At 60.9% G+C, this 19,947-nt stretch carries 17 protein-coding genes; 15 read left to right on the top strand and 2 right to left on the bottom strand.

The window, feature by feature from the left end:
- Window position 1: 1 nt before the first annotated feature.
- The 8 genes from D3M59_RS10980 (at window position 2) to folP (ending at window position 9,076) form a co-directional block, all read left to right on the top strand.
- Window positions 2–1,387 carry an amidohydrolase gene (locus D3M59_RS10980; protein WP_119533724.1) on the top strand — a complete coding sequence of 462 codons (1,386 nt, stop codon included), beginning with the start codon at window positions 2–4 and terminating at the stop codon, window positions 1,385–1,387.
- Window positions 1,384–2,772, top strand: coding sequence for an amidohydrolase family protein (locus D3M59_RS10975; protein WP_119533723.1), 1,389 nt, complete (start codon window positions 1,384–1,386; stop codon window positions 2,770–2,772). Before D3M59_RS10980 ends, D3M59_RS10975 begins: the two co-directional genes overlap by 4 nt.
- The gene (locus D3M59_RS10970; RefSeq protein WP_119533722.1) at window positions 2,769–3,452 is read left to right on the top strand and encodes an NnrU family protein; all 684 of its coding nucleotides are present in this window, start codon (window positions 2,769–2,771) and stop codon (window positions 3,450–3,452) included. Before D3M59_RS10975 ends, D3M59_RS10970 begins: the two co-directional genes overlap by 4 nt.
- 10 nt (window positions 3,453–3,462) lie before the next feature.
- Entirely contained in the window at window positions 3,463–4,797 is a 1,335-nt protein-coding gene (gene glmM, locus D3M59_RS10965; protein ID WP_119533721.1) for a phosphoglucosamine mutase, read from the top strand.
- 25 nt (window positions 4,798–4,822) lie between these two features.
- Window positions 4,823–5,992 (top strand): bifunctional hydroxymethylpyrimidine kinase/phosphomethylpyrimidine kinase, encoded by a 1,170-nt coding sequence (gene thiD / locus D3M59_RS10960; protein ID WP_119533720.1) that lies wholly within the window; start codon window positions 4,823–4,825, stop codon window positions 5,990–5,992.
- A gap of 62 nt (window positions 5,993–6,054) precedes the next feature.
- Window positions 6,055–6,675 (top strand): ribonuclease HII, encoded by a 621-nt coding sequence (locus D3M59_RS10955; RefSeq protein ID WP_119533719.1) that lies wholly within the window; start codon window positions 6,055–6,057, stop codon window positions 6,673–6,675.
- A gap of 196 nt (window positions 6,676–6,871) precedes the next feature.
- Complete coding sequence (locus D3M59_RS10950) at window positions 6,872–8,011, top strand: site-specific DNA-methyltransferase (RefSeq protein ID WP_119533718.1); 1,140 nt, start codon at window positions 6,872–6,874, stop codon at window positions 8,009–8,011.
- 6 nt (window positions 8,012–8,017) lie between these two features.
- The gene (folP, locus tag D3M59_RS10945; RefSeq protein ID WP_119533717.1) at window positions 8,018–9,076 is read left to right on the top strand and encodes a dihydropteroate synthase; all 1,059 of its coding nucleotides are present in this window, start codon (window positions 8,018–8,020) and stop codon (window positions 9,074–9,076) included.
- On the opposite strand, the gene D3M59_RS10940 is transcribed toward folP, so the two are convergent.
- Window positions 9,073–10,509, bottom strand: coding sequence for a sigma-54-dependent transcriptional regulator (locus D3M59_RS10940; RefSeq protein WP_119533716.1), 1,437 nt, complete (start codon window positions 10,507–10,509; stop codon window positions 9,073–9,075). The two genes, folP and D3M59_RS10940, sit on opposite strands and share 4 nt — an antisense overlap.
- A 119-nt stretch (window positions 10,510–10,628) precedes the next feature.
- Between D3M59_RS10940 and D3M59_RS10935 the strand changes: the two genes are divergently transcribed.
- Together D3M59_RS10935 and D3M59_RS10930 are read left to right on the top strand one after the other, a co-directional pair.
- Window positions 10,629–10,778 carry an aa3-type cytochrome c oxidase subunit IV gene (locus D3M59_RS10935; RefSeq protein ID WP_233543237.1) on the top strand — a complete coding sequence of 50 codons (150 nt, stop codon included), beginning with the start codon at window positions 10,629–10,631 and terminating at the stop codon, window positions 10,776–10,778.
- 9 nt (window positions 10,779–10,787) lie between these two features.
- Window positions 10,788–11,912, top strand: a complete 1,125-nt coding sequence (locus D3M59_RS10930; RefSeq protein WP_119533715.1) for an NAD(P) transhydrogenase subunit alpha — start codon at window positions 10,788–10,790, stop codon at window positions 11,910–11,912.
- A 338-nt stretch (window positions 11,913–12,250) separates the two neighbouring features.
- Here D3M59_RS10930 and D3M59_RS10925 read toward each other — a convergent pair whose 3' ends face one another.
- Entirely contained in the window at window positions 12,251–14,572 is a 2,322-nt protein-coding gene (locus D3M59_RS10925; protein WP_119533714.1) for an EAL domain-containing protein, read from the bottom strand.
- Window positions 14,573–14,709: 137 nt separating this feature from the next.
- Between D3M59_RS10925 and D3M59_RS10920 the strand changes: the two genes are divergently transcribed.
- From D3M59_RS10920 to recO, 5 genes are all read left to right on the top strand, one after another.
- Window positions 14,710–15,000: an NAD(P) transhydrogenase subunit alpha gene (locus tag D3M59_RS10920; RefSeq protein ID WP_119533713.1), complete on the top strand. Its 291-nt coding sequence runs from the start codon at window positions 14,710–14,712 to the stop codon at window positions 14,998–15,000.
- On the top strand, window positions 14,993–16,402 hold the full coding sequence (locus D3M59_RS10915) for an NAD(P)(+) transhydrogenase (Re/Si-specific) subunit beta (protein WP_119533712.1): 1,410 nt from the start codon (window positions 14,993–14,995) through the stop codon (window positions 16,400–16,402). The genes D3M59_RS10920 and D3M59_RS10915 overlap by 8 nt, the downstream gene beginning before the upstream one ends.
- 97 nt (window positions 16,403–16,499) lie before the next feature.
- A complete protein-coding gene (locus D3M59_RS10910; protein ID WP_119533711.1) occupies window positions 16,500–17,216 on the top strand; it encodes an aspartate/glutamate racemase family protein in 717 nt (238 codons plus the stop codon).
- A 33-nt stretch (window positions 17,217–17,249) separates the two neighbouring features.
- Window positions 17,250–19,187 carry an excinuclease ABC subunit UvrC gene (gene uvrC, locus D3M59_RS10905; RefSeq protein WP_119533710.1) on the top strand — a complete coding sequence of 646 codons (1,938 nt, stop codon included), beginning with the start codon at window positions 17,250–17,252 and terminating at the stop codon, window positions 19,185–19,187.
- On the top strand, window positions 19,187–19,921 hold the full coding sequence (recO, locus tag D3M59_RS10900; RefSeq protein WP_119533709.1) for a DNA repair protein RecO: 735 nt from the start codon (window positions 19,187–19,189) through the stop codon (window positions 19,919–19,921). Before uvrC ends, recO begins: the two co-directional genes overlap by 1 nt.
- Window positions 19,922–19,947: the final 26 nt, after the last annotated feature.

Genomic DNA, 19,947 nt, shown 5'->3' with positions numbered 1-19,947 from the left:
AATGAAGAGCCTCGCGGCAGCGATTATCGCTGTCGCGGGGCTCACCGCCTGCTCGACGCAGGAGAAGCAGAAGCCAGGCGCGATCCGCATCAACAAGGATCCGTTCCCCTCAACTTACCAGCCTTACGGGGGAGTACCGACCCTCATTCGCGGCGCCACGATCCTCGACGGTGAGGGCGGCCGGATCGATAACGGCTCAATCCTTATCGCGGATGGAAAAGTCCAAGCCGTAGGCGGCCCGGAAATTGCGGCGCCTGCTGGTGCACAAGTCATTGACGCAGGCGCTCGCTACGTGACGCCCGGCATTATCGATGTCCACAGTCACCTCGGAAATTATCCCTCGCCGGGTGTTCAGGCATTGAGCGATGGCAACGAGGCAACGGGTCCGGCGCGTCCTGAGGTCTGGGCCGAGCATAGCGTTTGGCCGCAGGATCCGGGCTTCTCACGGGCCCTGGCGAATGGCGGCGTGACCGCCCTCCAGATCCTTCCGGGATCGGCCAATCTGTTTGGCGGGCGTTCGGTCACGCTCAAGAATGTCCCTGCGCGCACTGTTCAGGGCATGAAGTTCCCCGGCGCCCCGTATGGTCTCAAAATGGCGTGCGGTGAGAATCCGAAGCGCGTGTACGGGTCCAAGGGGCAGATGCCGCAGACCCGTATGGGTAATATCGCTTCGGTTCGGCAGACTTGGGCCAAGGCCCGGGAATATGACCGCAAGTGGGACAAGTATGAGCGGGCCGGTGGCGAAATCCCCGTCCGCGATCTTGGCATGGATACGCTGCGCGGTGTGCTGGATGGCGAGATCGCAATCCACAACCACTGCTATCGTGCCGACGAAATGGCGATCATGATCGATGTCGCCAAGGAATTTGGCTACAAGATCGCCAGTTTCCAGCACGGCGTCGAGGCGTACAAGATCGCCGACCTGATGCGTCAGAACGGCATTTGCGGGGCGCTTTGGGCCGACTGGTACGGCTTCAAGATGGAAAGCTACGACGCCATCAACGAGAATATCGCGTACGTCCACAATGCCGGGGCCTGCGCGATCGTTCACTCCGACGACCCTAACGGCATCCAACGTCTGAACCAGGAAGCCGCGAAGGCGATTGCCGCCGGTCGCCGGGCAGGGATCGATATCAGCGAGGCTACAGCCTGGACCTGGCTTAGCGCCAATCCGGCCCGCTCGCTTGGCATTTTTAATCAGACCGGAAGCCTTAAGCCCGGCAAGATGGCCGACGTGGTGCTTTGGAACGGCAACCCGTTCAGTGCTTACACTCGGCCCGCTCGTGTCTGGATTGACGGCGCGCTTATGTATGACGCCAGCAATCCGAAGCTTCGACCGGTTAGCGATTTCGAGCTCGGTCAGCCGGGCGAGGGAGACGTGAAATGAAACGTCTCATTCTCACCGCTTCAGCATTGCTGGCCAGCGCTGCGCCGCTTCAGCCGCAAACCGTCGCAATCACGAACGGCATCGTTGCCCTAGGCGACGGCTCCGATCCCATGCCCGGCGGTACTGTCGTTATTCGCAACGGCCGAGTGGTCGCCGCGGGTAGCGGGGTATCCGTTCCAGCAAATGCCGAGGTGATCGACGCCAACGGTAAATGGGTAACTCCTGGTATCGTTGCGGGCTTTTCTCGCCTCGGACTGTCTGAAGTGGACCTTGGCGCGGATGGCTCGGACGACACCGAAACCCGCAATAGTCCCTTCAGCGCTGCGATCGACGTAGCTCCGGCAATCAATCCCAAGGCTTCGACGATCGCGGTCAGCCGCGCCGACGGCGTAACTCGCGCGGTCGTCGCTCCCGTGGCGGGGCGAAGCATCTTCGCCGGCCAAGGCGCGGTGATCGATACTGCCGATGACATGGATGCGGTGCTCCGCGCCCGAGCATTCCAGTTCGTTGAGCTGGGCGAGGGCGGGGCAGATCGTGCCGGTGGGTCGCGGTCGGCAGCGTTCGTGTTGTTCCGGAACGCGCTCCGCGAAGCAAGAGACCTTGGCGGACTGCGTTACCCCATCGCTGGGCGATCATCGGCCGCACGTCAGGCGGACGAAGTCCCCTACGAAGAGCGGCAGGACCCGCAACTACTGAGCAGGGATGCGCGCCGGACCGATGACGTGATGCTGACGCGTTTCGACGCGGCGGCGCTTGTCCCTGTGGTTCGTGGGAGGCAATTGCTGATCGTCCATGTCGAACGCGCCAAGGATATCCTGAACGTGCTCGACCTCCGGCGCGAGTTTCCGAGCCTGCGTATTGCGCTCGTCGGTGCAACCGAGGGCTGGACCGTAGCGGATCGCATCGCAGAGAGCGGTGTCTGGGTCATTGCCTCGGCACTCAATGACCTGCCTGCAAGCTTTGAGATGCTGGCCGCGACCCAGTCGAATGTCGGTCGCATGCGCGCAGCAGGCGTCAAGGTTGCGATTGGCATGATTGATGACAACGACACTCGCTACGTCCGCAATCAGCGCCAATATGCCGGCAACCTCGTCGCGCTTGGCAAGATCCCTGGCGCTGCCGGTGTAAGCTGGGCCGAAGCCTTTGCGATGATCACCTCGAAGCCCGCAGAGGCAGTTGGTCTCGGCGGCGAAATCGGTAGCTTGGCGCGTGGGCGACGCGGCGATGTCGTTATCTGGTCCGGCGATCCGCTGGAGCTTGCGTCAGCGCCGGAAGCTGTGTGGATCGACGGCGTCAGGCAGCCCCTTGATAATCACCAGACGAAGCTAAGGGATCGCTATCGCACGCTGGAACGCGGCGCACTGCCGGAGGCTTACAGGCATTGACGGCGCTGGCGATCCTTGCGCTGGCATCGATCGCCTTCGTCGGCACGCACTTCCTCATGTCGCATCCCTTACGTGCGCCAATAGTCGCCCGGTTAGGAGAGCGAGGCTTTACGCTAGCGTACACCGTGGTGTCGTTCGGCACGCTCGGCTGGATGATCTGGGCCTATCCTGAAGCGTCTGCCGAGGCTCCTCAGCCGCTGTGGAATGCTGGCCGTGCAGGTTTCGGGGCTGCGACGGTCTTGATGTGGCTGGGGTCCGTGTTGTTTGTAGGTTCGCTTCGGCGCAACCCCGCGTTTCCCCGACCCGGTAAGCCCGTCAGATCATTTGACGATCCGAACGGCGTTTACGCCATTACACGACATCCGATGATGTGGGGCTTCGCGCTCTGGGCCTTGGTTCACGCCATCGTTAATCCGACTCCTGCCAGTCTGGTCCTCTCAGCTGCCATCGCCATTCTGGCGTTGGTCGGTGCCCGGCTGCAGGATGCCAAGAAAGAACGGCTAGTCGGCCAAATCTGGCATGACTACCGCGCTCGTACGAGCTTCGTACCTTATGGGAAGGGGCTGCACTCAGCAGACGCCTTTGCACTCATTGGCGGAACGCTGCTGTGGTTGGCGGCGACATGGGCTCACGGCGCGTTGGGCTATCGACCGGCTGGAATCTGGGTCCTTTTCGGCTAGAGGCGTCGCCATGGGACGTAAACTATTTGGAACCGACGGGATTCGGGGGCGCACCAACGTCACCCCAATGACCGCTGACACGGCCATGCGCGTAGGGCAGGCCGCAGGCGCTTTTTTCATGCGGGGCGACCACCGTCACCGCGTCGTGATCGGCAAGGACACTCGCCTGTCGGGCTACATGATGGAGTCGGCAATGGTCGCCGGCTTTACGTCCGTTGGCATGGACGTCATCCAGGTTGGGCCCATGCCAACCCCTGCGGTTGCCATGCTGACCAAGGAACTTCGTGCCGACCTCGGCGTGATGATTTCGGCCAGCCACAACAAGTTTGCTGATAACGGCATCAAGTTGTTCGGCCCCGACGGCTACAAGCTGTCCGACGCTGCCGAGATGGAAATCGAGAAGATGATCGGCGAGCCGGCGGTGCTGATCGACGCGCCCAAGATCGGCCGCGCCAAGCGGATCGAGGATGCACGCGGCCGGTACATCCACTTCGCCAAGTCGACGTTTCCCGATCATCTCAGGCTCGATGGCCTCAAAGTGGTTGTCGATTGCGCGAATGGCGCTGCCTATCACGTCGCGCCCGAAGCGCTCTGGGAATTGGGCGCTGAAGTTGTCGCGCTCGGCACCAAGCCTAATGGCCTGAACATCAACGAGGGTTGCGGCTCAACGGCTCCTGATGTCCTGCGCGAAACGGTCGTTGCTTCGGGTGCCCATCTTGGGCTTGCCCTGGACGGTGACGCGGACCGATTGATCGTGGTCGACGAACATGGCGAACTGGTCGACGGCGACCAGCTCATGGCGCTCATCGCCTTGTCGCAGAAGGGACGGGGGTCGCTTCGCGGCGACGGCATCGTCGCAACGGTCATGTCGAACCTGGGGCTGGAACGGAAGCTGACGGGCGAGGGATTGGCACTTCATCGGACCGCAGTGGGTGACCGCTATGTGCTCGAGGGGATGCGGAAGACCGGATGCAACGTTGGGGGTGAACAGTCGGGCCATATCATCTTGAGCGACTATGCGACGACCGGAGACGGCTTGGTTGCGGGGCTCCAGGTGCTGGCGGCAATCGTTGAGAGCGGCAAGCCTGCGAGTGAGGTGCTGCACATCTTCGAGCGGGTTCCCCAGCTCTTAAAGAATGTGCGGTTCAGCGGCGGCGCGCCGTTGGAAGATGATGGCGTCAAAGCCGTGATTTCGGGCGCTGAAAGTGAATTGGGTGACCGTGGAAGGCTGGTAATCCGTAAGTCTGGAACGGAGCCGCTAATTCGCGTCATGGCCGAAGGTGACGATCCGGATCTGGTCGAACGGGTGGTGGACCGAATTTGTGAGGCAGTTGCGGCTGCTTAAGCATTTGCCGCTATAGCCGTTGCTCATGACAGCGACGACGCCTCGTATCCTGATTATCGCCGGCTCCGATTCGGGCGGAGGGGCAGGCATCCAGGCCGATATCAAGACGGTCACCATGCTTGGTGGGCATGCCATGACGGCGATCACGGCGGTGACGGCCCAGAATACGCAAGGTGTGACCGCCGTTCACACGGTGCCGACCGAAACGGTGCTCGCGCAGATCGACGCGGTCATCGCCGATATCGGCGTGGACGCGGTGAAAATCGGCATGATTGGCTCGCCCTTCACGGCACGACACATCGCCGAACGGCTCGCTGGCCTTGAAAATGTGCCGATCGTGTTCGATCCCGTCATGGTTGCGACCAGCGGGGCGACGCTCGCCGACGATGAAACGATCGCGGCGTTCGGAAAGCTGATGGACGTCGCGACGATCACAACGCCCAACTTGCCGGAACTTCGCAGGCTCACCGGTGAAGAGGACGAGGTCGCCGGCGCCCTGAAGCTTGTCTCGGACCATCGCTCGGCCGTGTTGATCAAGGGCGGCCATGAAGAGGGCGACGCTCTCGCAGACGCGCTCATCGAAGAAGATAATATGACCAGCTGGCAAGGCCAGCGCATCGAGACCAGTTCGACACATGGGACGGGCTGTACGCTAGCCAGCGCGATCGCCTTTTATCTTGGTGCGGGATTTTCTCTCTCGCAAGCCGTGGAGCGGGCGAGGCTCTTTGTGCGCATGGCGCTGCACGAAGCTCCGGGGCTGGGAAAGGGGCATGGCCCCCTCGGTCAGCAGGCCGTCCGGCTCGATACCGGATTGGGGTTGCGCCTCAACCAGGTCACCGTGACCGGCAAAGATTATCCCAAGATGGTCGACTTTTATTCCCGGCTCGGCCTCAAGCAGATCGTCGACAGCCCGGAAAATCAGTATGCCCGATTTGAAGCTGGCGCTGCCACTTTCTCGGTCCAGTGCGATCCGGAAGCCGAGATCGGCGAAACGGTCGCAATCTATTTCGAATGTGATGATCTCGATGAACGAGTGGAGCGGCTCGCCCGCTCAGGGATTCCATTCGAGCACGGACCCCGCAATCAGCCTTGGATGTGGCGCGAGGCGCGGCTGCGCGATCCGTCGGGCAACACGATTTTCATGTATCGCGCGGGCGAAGCGCGGCGCTTCCCGCCGTGGCGGCTCACCGACTAATCCACAAAATTTTCAACGTGCTACTGGCCGCCGCGCCAAGCGCTCGATAATCATCACGATCGATGAAGCGGCCCTGTTTCAAGCTTGAGCTACCATATCCCATGCCGTTGGCGGGGGTGGACGAGGCAGGGTGCGCACCTCTGGCAGGCCCAGTTGTCGCGGCAGCAGTCGTCCTCGACCGCGAAAAATTTCCGCGCCGGATCGACGACAGCAAGAAGCTCGACCTTGAAACCCGTGAAGCCATCTACGGCCGGCTGCAGAAGGTCGCCCGGATCGGGGTTGGCATGGCCTCGGTCGAAGAGATCGACCAGATCAACATCTATTGGGCCCGAATGCTGGCCATGACCCGCGCCGTCGAGGCTCTTGGTTTCGAGCCGGCCTGGGTGCTGGTCGATGGCAACGCCACCCCGCGCTGGCAGCGTCCTTCGAAGGCGATCGTTGCCGGGGATGCCAAGTGCCGATCGATTGCAGCCGCGTCTATCGTCGCCAAGGTCACACGCGACCGGATCATGGCGGACCACGCCCAGTCCTATCCAGGCTATGGCTGGGAGACGAACCGGGGCTATCCGACACCGGCGCACATTCGCGCAATTGATGCGCTCGGAGTTACGCCGCTTCATCGGCGCAGCTTCGGGCGTGTGCGAGAGCGGCTCGAGGGAACGATAACCCTTTCGATTGAATAAATTTGGCCCAGAGTCTTCTGAGTCACACCACTAGGGGTTGAGTCCGGAGTTTCTGCTTGGACTCAACATATTGTGGTCTGGGCGTCGCCGGATTCCTTTTGTTCTCCCGGGCGACGGGAGCGTCATGGTTGACGCCTTCTTGACCGCGAGTCCGCGCTGACTCATCGAGGATGGGAGCAAAGGGGACAAGATAGTCATGAACATGATCGCGCCGGTCACGGAGAGCCTTGGGCGTTCGCGCCCGCGCACCAGTCCCAAGAAGGTAAAGGAACTTCCCGTCGATACCATCCTCGAAGGCGACTGCATCGCAGAGATGGCTCGCCTGCCGGACAAGTCGGTGGACATGATTTTCGCCGATCCGCCCTACAACCTGCAGTTGCAAGGCGACCTTTTCCGTCCTGAGGGAGGGCGCGTCGACGCAGTCGATGACGACTGGGACAAGTTCGAGAGTCTCCAGACTTACGACGACTTTACCCGCGAATGGCTGGCCGAGGCGCGCCGCATCCTAAAGGATGACGGGACGATCTGGGTGATCGGCAGCTATCATAACATTTATCGCGTCGGCTCGATTCTGCAGGACGCGGACTTCTGGATCCTGAACGACATTGTCTGGCGCAAAGCCAATCCCATGCCCAACTTCCGCGGCACCCGTTTCACCAATGCGCACGAGACGCTCATCTGGTGCGCGAAGGATGGCCAGGCCAAGTACACCTTCAACTACCGGGCGATGAAGGCGCTCAACGACGACCTTCAAATGCGCTCTGACTGGCTTTTGCCAATTTGCGGCGGAGGCGAGCGGGCCAAGGACGAGAATGGCGAGAAGGCCCATCCGACCCAGAAGCCTGAATCGCTCCTCTACCGAATTCTCCTGGCGTGCACGAAGCCCGGGGATGTCGTGCTCGATCCATTCTTCGGCACGGGGACTACCGGTGCGGTGGCCCGTCGCCTTGGACGCAAGTGGATCGGCATCGAGCGCGAGCGCAAATATGTGAAGGTGGCACGCAACCGGATCGACGCCACCCTGCCGCTCGATGAAAGCGCAATGACCGTCATGGCCGACAAACGCTCCGCTCCGCGCGTAGCCTTCGGACTGCTGGTGGAGAGCGGCATGGTTCCGGCGGGCAGCAAGCTAACGGATTCAAAGCGTCGCTGGACTGCGAACGTGAATGCCGACGGCTCGATCAGCTGCGATGGACAGGCTGGGTCAATTCACAAGATCGGTGCAGCGTTGCAGGGAGCTCCCTCGTGCAATGGCTGGACCTTCTGGCATGTCGAGGAAGCCGGCAAATTGCAGCCGATCGATGCGTTGCGGCAAAAGCATCTCGCCGCGCTATAGCAACCTATGCGCACGCTTATCCGGCCTACGGGCTTCGTCGATTCCCCGTTCGGCCACGATGGAAAGGTCGCCCGGCTCGCTGGGGGGCTGAACTGGTTTGCTCAAGTTGAACTGATCCATGCGGACGGTTCGCGCGAATTGGTGCCGGTGGAGGGCATCGAAAGTCGCTTCGATGATGCGCTGAACACGGATTGGCAGCGCATCACGGCCAATCGTACTCCGCTGCAATTGGGTGAGCGGACGGTGAGGCTCGATCAGCCGCAGGTCATGGGCATCATCAATGCCACTCCTGACAGCTTCTCGGACGGCGGATCGTATGTCGATGCTTCCGCTGCGGCTGAGGCTGGCGCCGTCATGGCGTCACAAGGCGCCGCGATTATCGACGTCGGCGGAGAATCCACGCGTCCAGGTGCAAGTGAACTCTGGGAGGGCGACGAAATAGAGCGCGTCCTGCCGGTAATTCAGCAACTGGCGGCCGGCGGAAACGCTGTTTCCATCGATACTCGCAAGTCCGGCGTCATGTCCGCGGCCGTTGGAGCAGGTGCTCACATCATCAACGACGTGTCAGCATTGCTCTGGGATCCGCAGTCAGCTGACGTTGCCGCAAAGTCCGGTGTCCCGGTTGTCCTTATGCATCATCAGGGCGATCCCACGACAATGCAGGATGCGCCCCGATATGACGACGTACTGGTCGAGGTATTCAAGTGGCTCGAAGAGCGCATCACTGTAGCTGAAAATGCCGGGATCTCGCGGACCAAAATCCTCGTGGATCCGGGCATTGGCTTTGGGAAGACCGTCGCTCACAATCTCGAACTTATGAACGGCCTGGCTCTTTTTCATGGCCTCGGCTGTCCAATCGTCCTTGGCGCAAGCCGCAAGCGGATGATTGGTGCACTTTCAGGAGAGGCTCCAGCCGATCAGCGCCTGGCGGGCAGTATCGCGCTCGCCTTGAAGGCGGTCGAGCAGGGGGCGCAGATTGTCCGGGTGCACGACGTACCGGAGACGGTGCAGGCACTGAAGGTCTGGAGAGGTCTTAGGGACGCCGCGCTGACGCCCCGCCGTTAGGCCGCGGTGTCGATGCCGAGTTCGCCCAGTTTGCGGTAAAGGGTCGAGCGCCCAATCCCGAGACGACGCGCGACTTCGGTCATGCGGCCGCGATAGTGGCCGATCGCCAACCGGATGATATCGGCTTCAATCTCTTCAAGCGTGCGCAGATGCCCGTCCTGGCGATAGAGCGTCACGCCCTGCCCACCGGAGACCGCCGCTTCTGTTGAAGTCTTGCCGATGTCCGGAGAAACGTCGCTTCGCCGACCAGAGAAACGCGACTGGATCGCGATGTGCGGGAAGTCCTCGGCGGTGAGCGAGTTGCCGCTCGCCTGCAAGGCCGCCCGGAACAGCACGCCGGCGAGTTGCCGGACGTTTCCAGGCCAGCCGTAGCGCATTAGGACTGCTAGCGCGTCATTGCTGATCGAGAGCGAGCCCATGCCGGGTTCCTCGGCAAAGCGCGTGAGCAAGTGTCGAACAAGACCCGGGATATCTCCGCTTCGATCGCGAAGCGGGGGAAGAGTCACCGTCGTCGCTCCAATCCGCTCTGCAAGGTTTGCATCGAAGTCGTCGGGAAGCGGCCGACTGGAGGTGGCAATCAATCGAATGTCGACGGAGTGCGAACCATTGCAGCCTACTGGCCGGACTTCGCCTGTCGCGAGGACGCGGTCGAGACGAGCCTGGGTTTCTCTAGGAAGCGCTCCGATCTCGTCAAGGAGCAGGGTTCCGCCGTCTGCCTCCACGATGCGCCCGACGCGCTCGGCAAATGCGCCCGGGAATGCTCCGGGTACGTGCCCCATAAGCTCGCTGTCGATGATGTTCGCGGGGACTGACTTACAGTCGATTTGCACTACGGGCCCCCGCGAGCGAAGGCTGGCGTGATGGATGGCGCGGGCCATTGTTTCCTTGCCAGTACCCGCTTCGCCAATGATCAAGATAGGAAGACGGTTGCGGGCGGCTTTAGCGGCCACTGCCAGCGCAGCACGGAATTCCGGGGCAGATCCGATCAGCTGATCGAGCGGGATGTCCGGTGCGATTTTTTCAGAGATAGGCGCCAGTTCGCCGACCGCGCGGCGGCGATCGGCGTGCGACGAGAGAGCGTCAAGCAGCCGGTCCGGCGCAATGGGCTTGGCAAGGTAGTCGGACGCACCAGCGCGCATGGCATCGACGGCGAGTGCAATTGACCCGCCTTCGGCAAGGACGATAACGGGAAGGCCAGGACGGCACTGTCGCAAGGCTGCGATCAGCGCAGGGCCTTGTTGATCGTTCCAGCTTGATAGCAACGCTGCGCGCACTTCGCGGCCGTGAGGACCTTGCAGGAGCCCGACAGCGGTCTCGGCGCAAGCGGCGCCGACGATCGTCCAGCCGGCCCGGGACGCAAATGCAGAGAGTTGCCGGCGCTCATTGGCATCGGCATCAACCAGCAACAGCGAACGGAGAACTTCCTCGCGCATGGCAAGGGTTTAGCCCAAAGGTGTAAAGCTGATGTTAAGCGCGAAGAAAAAAGGCGCTTGGGCCTCGGCGGCGGTCTTGTTAAGACCCGGCCAACAATTCTTACCAAGGGGATTCCAGTATGGCCGCTGATCAAGGCCACCCGACCGCAACCGAGATGGACTATCCGGCCCACAACCGTAACTATGCTGGCTTTATCAAGCTGCTGAAATACGGAACGATTGCGACTGTGATCGTCACCGCGATCGTCATCTACGTCATCGCGAACTAGGGTTCCCGGTTGAAGATCGCGTTCCTCAAGGAAGGCAGCGCGGAAACCCGCGTTGCCGCCATCCCGGAGACGGTGAAGAAATTCACCGCACTGGGAATCGAGGTCGCGATCGAACAAGGCGCCGGTGAGGGCGCCTCAATCGCCGACAGCGATTATGATACCGCAGGTGCCACCGTTGGCGCCCGCGATGCCGTGCTTAAAGATGCGGATGCGATCCTGTGCATCATGGGGCCCGAGCCGGGATCGCTTCAGGGCGCCAAGCAGGGAGCAATCCTGCTCGGTGCACTCGATCCCACGCGGCGGACAGACGACGTTAAAGCCTATGCGGCCGCCGGTTTGCAGGCGCTAGCGATGGAGTGGATGCCCCGCATCACTCGCGCGCAGTCCATGGATATCCTTTCGTCCCAGTCCAACCTTGCGGGGTACAAGGCCGTCGTGGACGCAGCGTCGCTTTACGGCCGGGCTTTCCCGATGATGATGACGGCAGCTGGGACGGTCAGTCCGGCAAAGCTGTTCGTAATGGGTGTTGGCGTTGCGGGCTTGCAGGCCATTGCGACCGGACGCCGTCTTGGCGCGCAGGTTAGTGCGACAGACGTGAGGTCGGCGACCAAGGAGCAGATCCAGTCACTTGGAGCCAAGCCGATCTTCGTTGAAGGCGTGGCAGGCATCGAGGGTGAAGGGCAGGGCGGCTATGCCGGTGAAACCAGCCCTGAGTATCAGGCGGCCCAAGCCGAACTGGTTTCTGGCCATATCGCCAAGCAGGACATTGTGATCACGACGGCCCTGATCCCGGGCCGGGCAGCGCCGCGGCTAATCAGCGATGCGCAGATTGCGTCGATGCGGCCCGGCAGCATCATTGTAGACCTTGCGGCCGAAGCGGGCGGCAATGTCGAAGGGTGCGTTGCAGGCGAGGTCGTGGACCGTCACGGCGTCAAGATTGTGGGCGCGGTGCAATTGGCGCGCACGCTTGCGGCCGATGCGTCTGCATTGTTCGCCCGAAATCTGGCGAACTTCCTCCTAGCATTCTGGGACAAGGAAGCGTCCGCGCTTAAACTGCCCGATGACGACGAGTTGGTTAAGGCGATCCGCCTCACGAACGGCGGACAGGTCGTTCACGACCGAATCAAACCTTAGCAGTAACGATTACGCTGCGCGATGATTGATGGCCTCCTGGATAGCAGGGGGCATGCGCTATTCCAGCAGCGCCAAACTCAAACTTAGTACACGCTAAAAGACGATCCGCGCCAGAGTCGCAGATCGTCTAAAGAGCTGAAAAATACCGCTTTTCAGCGAAAATTATTAGCCGCCGCTGCCGGCGCCGCCCCAGCCAGAACCGAAAAGCCAGCTCCAGAGCCCACGGGTCGGGCGCGCTTTCTTGTACTTCATGGTCGTCCCCTGTCGTTACACGGCGACTCGCACCGATGACGGGGACGTTAACCTTAATCGAAATGGTTAGCAACGCATTTACCAAATCATGCAGCGCGTCGCTTTCGCTCAGCAAGTAGCCGTTTAATCAAATCGTTAAGACTGCTTGGGCGGCCAATGATAAAGCCTTGACCCACTTCGCATTTCATCGCGATGAGCATGTCGAGTATTTCACGGGTCTCGATGCCTTCCGCGACCACGGTGCGGCCCAGGGAGTGAGCGAGCACAATCGTGGACTGAACCATTACCAGATCGCTCCGGTGGTCGCGCATCGACTTCACGAAGGTCTGATCGATTTTGATCTCGTCGGCCGGAATCTTCTTGAGATACTCTAGTGTTGAGAGGCCGGTGCCGTAATCGTCGATCGAGATCCGCACGCCCAGGTCGCGAAGGCCGAAAAGGGAAGCAAGATCTCCAGCACTTGCGAGTGTAGCGGTTTCCGTGAGCTCTAGGGTCAGCCGCTTCGGATCGAGTTTGTGCCGGTCCAGAATTGCCTTCACCTTCGATGGGAGGGTCTTGTCGGTCAGCATTCGCGCAGAAAGATTGACCGCCATGTCGAATGTCGAATGTTCTTGGTTGAGCCGCGCGGCCGCAGCCACTGCGGTGTCCAGCACAAAAAGAGTTAGCTTTTCGATCCGGTCATTTTGTTCAGCAGCTGCAATGAACTCGGTCGGGCTGATTGGGCCTTTCTCGGGGTGTGTCCAGCGAGCCAGTGCTTCAGCACCGCGTATTGTGTTGGTGCGAAGATCAAGTTGCGGTTGGTACGCGACCCAAACCTGACCGTCGTCGATCGCCTGGTCGAGCTGGCTGAGAAGTGAGAGGCGCCATTCGGCGTCCTTGAGGCGCTCTGGATCATGATATTTCCAACGCAGCCCCTCGGCCGTCGCTTCGTCTGCCGCGACGAGTGCGCTGCCCAAGCGATTAGCGATCGATCGGCCGCTTCCAATTTCGACGCCAAAGCTAACGGCGACATCAATTGGCTTCCCGGCGATTTTTGCTGGGCTTCGAAATAGAGCGTGAAGTGCCTCGATGTGATGACCGATTGCTGTCCCTGCAGGCACGGTCCATGCGAAGATTCCTTCGTCGCCTTGGTACACCCGGTCAACTTCGGACCCGACGTTAAGCCTCGAGACGATCTGTTGAGCCAGATGCCGCTCGTTAGCGAGCGACAGCGTCGAGACAATCTGCGGATAGTTTACGACGCGAGCGACAATAATGGCGCGGTCGCGTTCGTGCTTTGCGCGCCTCAGTGCAACGAGATTGGGCAGGCCGCTAACGGGGTTGGTCAATCCGCGGCTTCGCACGTAACGCAGCCCCAATCCGGCGGCGGTCCAAATCGCGACAAACAAGCCAGCGGTCACGTCGACGAATATAAGCTGCGGCTCAACAATAAGCGGCAGAGCCAAGAGCAGCAGCACCCCGGTCGCAAGGCAAGCTGCGCCTCGGCGGCCTTTAAGGAAAACGGCGGCACCGCTGAGAAGAGCGGCGAGGATGAATCCGGGCAGCCACCCGAGGTCGATCGGCGATCCACGGAGCAATGTTTCCGCGGCAAAAATGTGGACGTAGACCCCGCCGTATTTTCCGCGGCCTGGTATTAGATATTGATCGCCGATCCGCTCTGCGTCGGTACCGACGACGACCTTCTTTCCTCTAAAGAATGAAGCAGGCACGCGGCCTGCGAGAACATCACTGGCACTTACGACCGGTATCGATTTTACGTCGAACGTGTAGTCGATCCGAAAGAATTCGTCGCTCGGCTTTTCTTTGCCCGCCAGGATGGCCGCGAAAGAGGGCACTGACTTATCGCTGAGCGCTGTGCGATACGGAATGCGCCAGATTTCGTTAGCGTAGTTGTAGTTGATCAGGATCGAACCGACCCTGGAAACGGCTTCCAGTTCGGGAAACGGCCGGATGTCTGCAATTGTGCCTTCGCGCGCCCCCGCCCGGTTGAGCGCGGCAAAGTAAACATGGTTGCTTTCTGCTGCCGCCGCAACAAGGACCCGGTCTCGCTTGAGCTCGGTTCGGTCCGGAAGGATGATGTCGTGCAGCTGCATAGCGGGCTGGGCAGCGTCAATGCGCGTGATCAGCTGGGCATATTGGTCGCGCGGCCAGGGCCAGCGATGTACCTCTCGAAGCGACTTGTCGTTGATGCTGACAAGGACAATCTCGCCGCTTGCCGGCCGTTCATTGATGTGATTGCGCACCACCCGCAGGCGATCTTCCACATATTCGCCCGCTCCGATGACGCCAAAGAGCAAGCCAAGGCCAATGGTCCAGGCGAGCAGCTTCGCCGGGCTCTCAGGTCCGGTCTTGCCTTCGCGTCGGCGCAGCCATGCCATGGTCTGACGATTCCCTTCGTAGCTAGCCATGGGGAATGCGCACCAAAAGGTTATCAAATCGGAAACCTCAAAGCGTTTAACGCCCCAGCTTGGAAGGATTCCCGGCCGCCCTCGACAATGGCGCTGCCCCTTGCCACAACATCCGCAACTGAACGGGGAGGGGCGCCTTGGACTTCATCTCGATCCTGTCGATCTTCGTACTCGCCTGCTTTGTGGGCTACTACGTCGTCTGGTCGGTCACGCCGGCGTTGCACACGCCCTTGATGGCCGTCACCAACGCGATTTCATCCGTTATCATCGTCGGCGCCCTGATAGCGGCAGCAGCAGGCGGGAGCCTTGGTGCAAAGTGGCTTGGGCTCATCGCCGTGGCGCTGGCGTCGGTGAACATCTTTGGCGGCTTTGCCGTCACTCATCGCATGCTGGCCATGTACAAGAAGAAGGAGCGCCGCGATGCATGAGGCCGCGGCCGTCCCGTCTTGGGTCCTCCTCGCATACCTGATTTCCGGTGTTTGCTTCATCCTAGCGCTCAGGGGGCTATCCAGCCCGGTAAGTAGTCAGCGCGGTAATCGTTTCGGCATGCTTGGCATGGCCATCGCCGTCGCGACCACGCTTGCGACGCATGAGATAGCCTCGCTGTGGGAGATCGGTGCGGCAATTCTCGTCGGCGGCGGGATCGGGTTACTAATTGCCCGACGCATCCAGATGACAGCCATGCCGCAGCTCGTGGCCGCGTTTCACTCGCTGGTGGGCATGGCAGCTGTATTGGTTGGCGCGGCAGCTTTCCTGAACCCGGAGGCATTCGGCATCGTCGATGCAACCGGCGCGATCTTGCAGGTAAGCCGCGTCGAGATGGGGCTTGGCGTCGCCATCGGCGCAATCACTTTTTCCGGATCCGTGATCGCCTACCTCAAGCTCAACGGGAACATGAGCGGTGCGCCCATCCTTCTGCCGCTGCGGCACGTCATTAACCTTGGCACCCTCATCGCGATCCTGGGGCTAATTGCCTACTTCACGCAGGACCAGGCACCGTGGATATTCTGGACGGTCGTTGCGCTCAGCTTCCTGATCGGTTTCCTGCTGATCATCCCGATCGGCGGCGCGGACATGCCTGTCGTGATCTCGATGCTGAACAGCTATTCGGGCTGGGCAGCCGCTGCGATGGGTTTCACGCTTCATAACAGCGCGATGATCATCACCGGCGCGCTCGTCGGTAGCTCGGGCGCCATCCTCAGCTACATCATGTGCCGCGCAATGAACCGGAGTTTCATCAGCGTTATCGCCGGTGGGTTCGGAGCTGTGGCTTCATCTGGAACGGCAGAAGCTATTGATCGGCCCTACAAGCGGGGCTCGGCTGAAGACGCGGCATTCCTGATGAAGCAGGCCGATAAGGTCATCATCGTTCCAGGCTACGGAATGGCCGTCGCCCAAGCCCAGCATGCCCTGCGGGAAATGGCCGACCTGCTCAAGAAAGAGGGAGTGGAGGTCGACTATGCGATCCACCCCGTGGCGGGGCGGATGCCCGGGCATATGAACGTCCTGCTTGCCGAAGCCAATGTTCCTTACGACGAGGTGCATGAGCTCGAGGACATCAACAGCGAGTTCGCGCAGGCCGACGTCGCCTTCGTCATCGGCGCCAATGACGTCACCAACCCAGCTGCGAAAACTGACAAGGGATCGCCGATCTACGGGATGCCCGTGCTCGACGTTGAAAAGGCGCGGACCGTCCTTTTTGTGAAGCGATCAATGGGTGGTGTGGGCTATGCCGGCGTCGACAATGAACTCTTCTATCGCGACAACACCATGATGCTGCTCGCCGACGCGAAAAAGATGGTCGAAGAGATCGTTAAAGCCTTGGGTTAACCACGCTTTCCTTTTACTTTGCAGGCCTGAATCGTTTCTGGGTTGAAGCCCCCAGCCCGTCGGCGGCAGGGGTGCGCCCGGGGAAGGGGCCTGAACATTGAAGAAACTGGGGATCATCGGCGGCACGAGCTGGACCTCAACCGCTCTCTATTATGAGCAGATCAATCGCGGCGTTGCCCAGAGGTTGGGTGGCCTCCACAGTGCTGTTCTGGCGATCGAAAGCCTCGATTTAGCCCCCTTCGCGGCCATGCAGCAGGCAGAGGACTGGGAGGGCGTCGCCCGGACGGCCGTTGAAGCGGGCCAACGTCTAAAAGCGAGCGGAGCTCAAGGGCTACTGCTGGCATCCAACACGCTTCACAAGGTTTCGCAAGAAATCGGAGAAGCAACCGGACTTCCCATTCTTCATATCGGCGACGCGACGGCGGACCGGGTCAGCGCGGACGGGCGGACGCGTGTTGCCTTGCTCGGCACCCGGTTCGTGATGACCCAGCCCTTCATCCGGGAGCGTTACGAGGCGAAGGGTATCCAGCTTGTCGAGCTGCAGCCCATGTGGCGCACCGAAGTCGACCGCATCATCTATGATGAACTCGCAGCAGGCCGAGTGGTGAGGGAAAGCCAGCGCAAGCTGAAGACGCTGATCACCGAGCTTGGCAAGCAGAAAGTGCAGGCCGTTGTACTGGGCTGCACCGAGCTCGGCCTGGCCGTGGACGTTCGCGCAAACGTGCTGCCGGTTTACGATACTACCGCAATTCATAGCCGAATGGCCGTTGAGTGGATGCTGGGCGACAGCGAGGAGGCGCGCGCCGCGGCCTAGCGCGTAGCGGATCGACGCCTTAAGTCGGCTTTCGTGAGTAAGGCCGATCGTCCAGACCATCCCCGCTCCCAAGAGCGGTTCAATGAAGACGCCGCAACCGTTGCCGTGCGCGGCTCCGACGTGCCTGATCTGGAAGCTGGCGTCAAAGCGATCAGAAACGTCCTCAAAACGCTGCCGGTTCGTCCGGGCGTATATCGGATGCAGGATGCCAAGGGTGACGTGCTCTACGTTGGCAAGGCGAGGGCACTTAAGAACCGGGTGACCAACTATACCCAGGTCACCAAGCTGCCGAAGCGCCTGCAGAGAATGGTCAGTCAGACGCGATCGATGACCATCGTTACGACGAGGACTGAAGCAGAAGCGCTGCTGCTAGAAGCGCAGCTCATCAAAAGGTTTCGCCCGCCGTACAATGTGCTGCTTCGCGATGATAAGAGCTTTCCGTTCATTCTCCTGCGTGAGGATCATGCTTTCCCGCAGGTGCGAAAGCATCGTGGCGCGAGACGGACGAAGGGGCAATATTACGGGCCGTTTGCCAGTGCAGGTTCGGTCACCAGCACTCTAAATGCCCTGCAAAAGTTGTTCTTGCTGAGAAGTTGCTCTGACAGCTTTTTCGCAAACCGGGACCGGCCTTGTCTGCTTTATCAAATTCGCCGCTGCTCGGCGCCCTGCGTCGGGCGCATCAACGAAGAAGATTATGGTGAGCTCGTGGAGGACGCCAAGCTGTTCCTCGCGGGGAAGTCTACCGGAGTGCAGGCGCGCCTCGGAAAGCAGATGGCCGAGGCTGCCGAAAAGCAGGATTTCGAGTTAGCCGCTGTGTATCGGGATCGCCTGCGAGCGCTTACGTACATCCAAGGAAGCCAGACGGTTCACGCCGAAGGTTTGGGGGACGGCGACATATTCGCGCTGGCCTGCAAGGCCGGCCAGATGTGCATACAGGCCTTTTTCATTCGAGGCGGCCAGAATTGGGGACACCGCAGCTTCTTCCCGGCGCATACGACTGATGTCCCGGAAGCCGAAGTGCTGACTGGCTTTCTCATGCAGTTTTACGAAGACGTGCCGCCGCCAAGACGGATCCTGCTAGACCGCGAACTACCTGAAGCCGAGTTGGTATCTGAGGCGCTTTCGGAGCGAGCCGAGCGCAGAGTTGAGCTCCAGCGCCCGCAGCGCGGCGACCGGCGGAAGCTGGTCGAGCAGGCGCGTCGCAACGCCGAGGAAGCGCTCGATCGACGGCTGGCGGAGTCAACGACGCAGGCAAAGCTGCTTCGGGAACTGGCCGAAGTGTTCGAACTGCCCGACGTCCCGAAGCGGATCGAAGTCTATGACAATAGCCACATCATGGGGACCAACGCGACCGGTGCGATGATTGTCGCGGGGCCGGAGGGTTTCCGTAAAAACAGCTATCGCAAGTTCAACATCAAGTCAGGGATCACGCCGGGCGACGACTTCGGCATGATGCGAGAGGTGCTGGAGAGGCGGTTTGCCCGGCTTGAGAAGGAGGATCCGGACCGTTCGAGTGGTGAGTGGCCGGACCTGTTGCTGATTGATGGCGGGAAGGGACAGCTTTCGGCGGTCGGGGAAATCCTTGAGAATGCCGGTATCCAGGATGTGCCCGTCGTCGGCGTCGCCAAGGGGCCGGATCGCAATGCGGGGCGGGAAGTCTTCCATCTTCCGGGTGGTCGAGAAGTGACGTTTCTCCCCAATGCGCCGCTGCTCTTCTATCTGCAGCGGCTTCGCGACGAGGCGCATCGCTTTGCAATCGGTACTCATCGCGCCAAGCGGGCGAAAAGCCTTACCACTTCGACACTGGACGAGGTTCCGGGTATTGGACCCAACAGGAAGCGTGCGCTGCTGATGCATTTTGGCACGGCGCGAGCCGTCAAGGGCGCGGCTCTCGAAGATCTTGAGCGGGCGCCAGGCATCAGCAAGGCGATGGCGCGCCAGATCCACGATTATTTCCATCCAAGGGGTTAATGCGAACGACGACGAATGGCATCATCCTGGCGCTCCGCCCGCACGGCGAACATGGAGCGATTGTCAGGATGATGACGCCCGAGATGGGGCTACAGGCAGGCTATGTGCGTGGAGCGAGGGGACGCAATCTCCGACCGGTGCTCCTGGCCGGCAATCAGGTTGTCGCTGAGCTCTCATCCAGGACGGAGGCGCAGCTCGCGCAGGCGAGCGTAGAATTGAGTCACAGCCGAGCGCCCTTGCTCCAGGAGCCTCTCGCCGCCGCGGCTATCGACTGGGCCTGCGCTCTTACGGCAACAGGTCTTCCCGAGGGACAGGCATACCCTCGAATTTTTCAGGCACTGGAAGGATTGCTCGCTGCCATCGAAGCCGCGCCATCAGCCAGCGGTTGGGGAGCTGCAATGGTGAGGTACGAACTTCTCCTCCTCGCGGAACTTGGTTTTGGCCTCGATATCGCTCGTTGCGCTGTAACCGGCGATGCAGATGACCTGGTTGCAGTCAGTCCAAGGTCGGGCAGGGCAGTCTCTCGAGCCGAAGCCGCGCCCTATGCCGGCAAGTTGCTCCCCATGCCTCGCTTCATCCTCGAGGGGGGGATGGCGTCATGGCATGATATTCTGGAGGGCATGGCTCTCACGGGGCATTTCCTTCTCCGGGACGTGATTACAGACCGCGCTGTCACGGTCGCTGAGGCGCGCGCCCGGCTTGTCGACCGGATGAAACGCGCCGCCGGCAATTGAGGCGCTCTCTTGCGCACGCCGGGATT

Source organism: Sphingomonas edaphi (assembly GCF_003583725.1).
Lineage (GTDB): Bacteria > Pseudomonadota > Alphaproteobacteria > Sphingomonadales > Sphingomonadaceae > Sphingomicrobium > Sphingomicrobium edaphi.
This window is presented reverse-complemented; position numbering and strand designations above follow the sequence as displayed.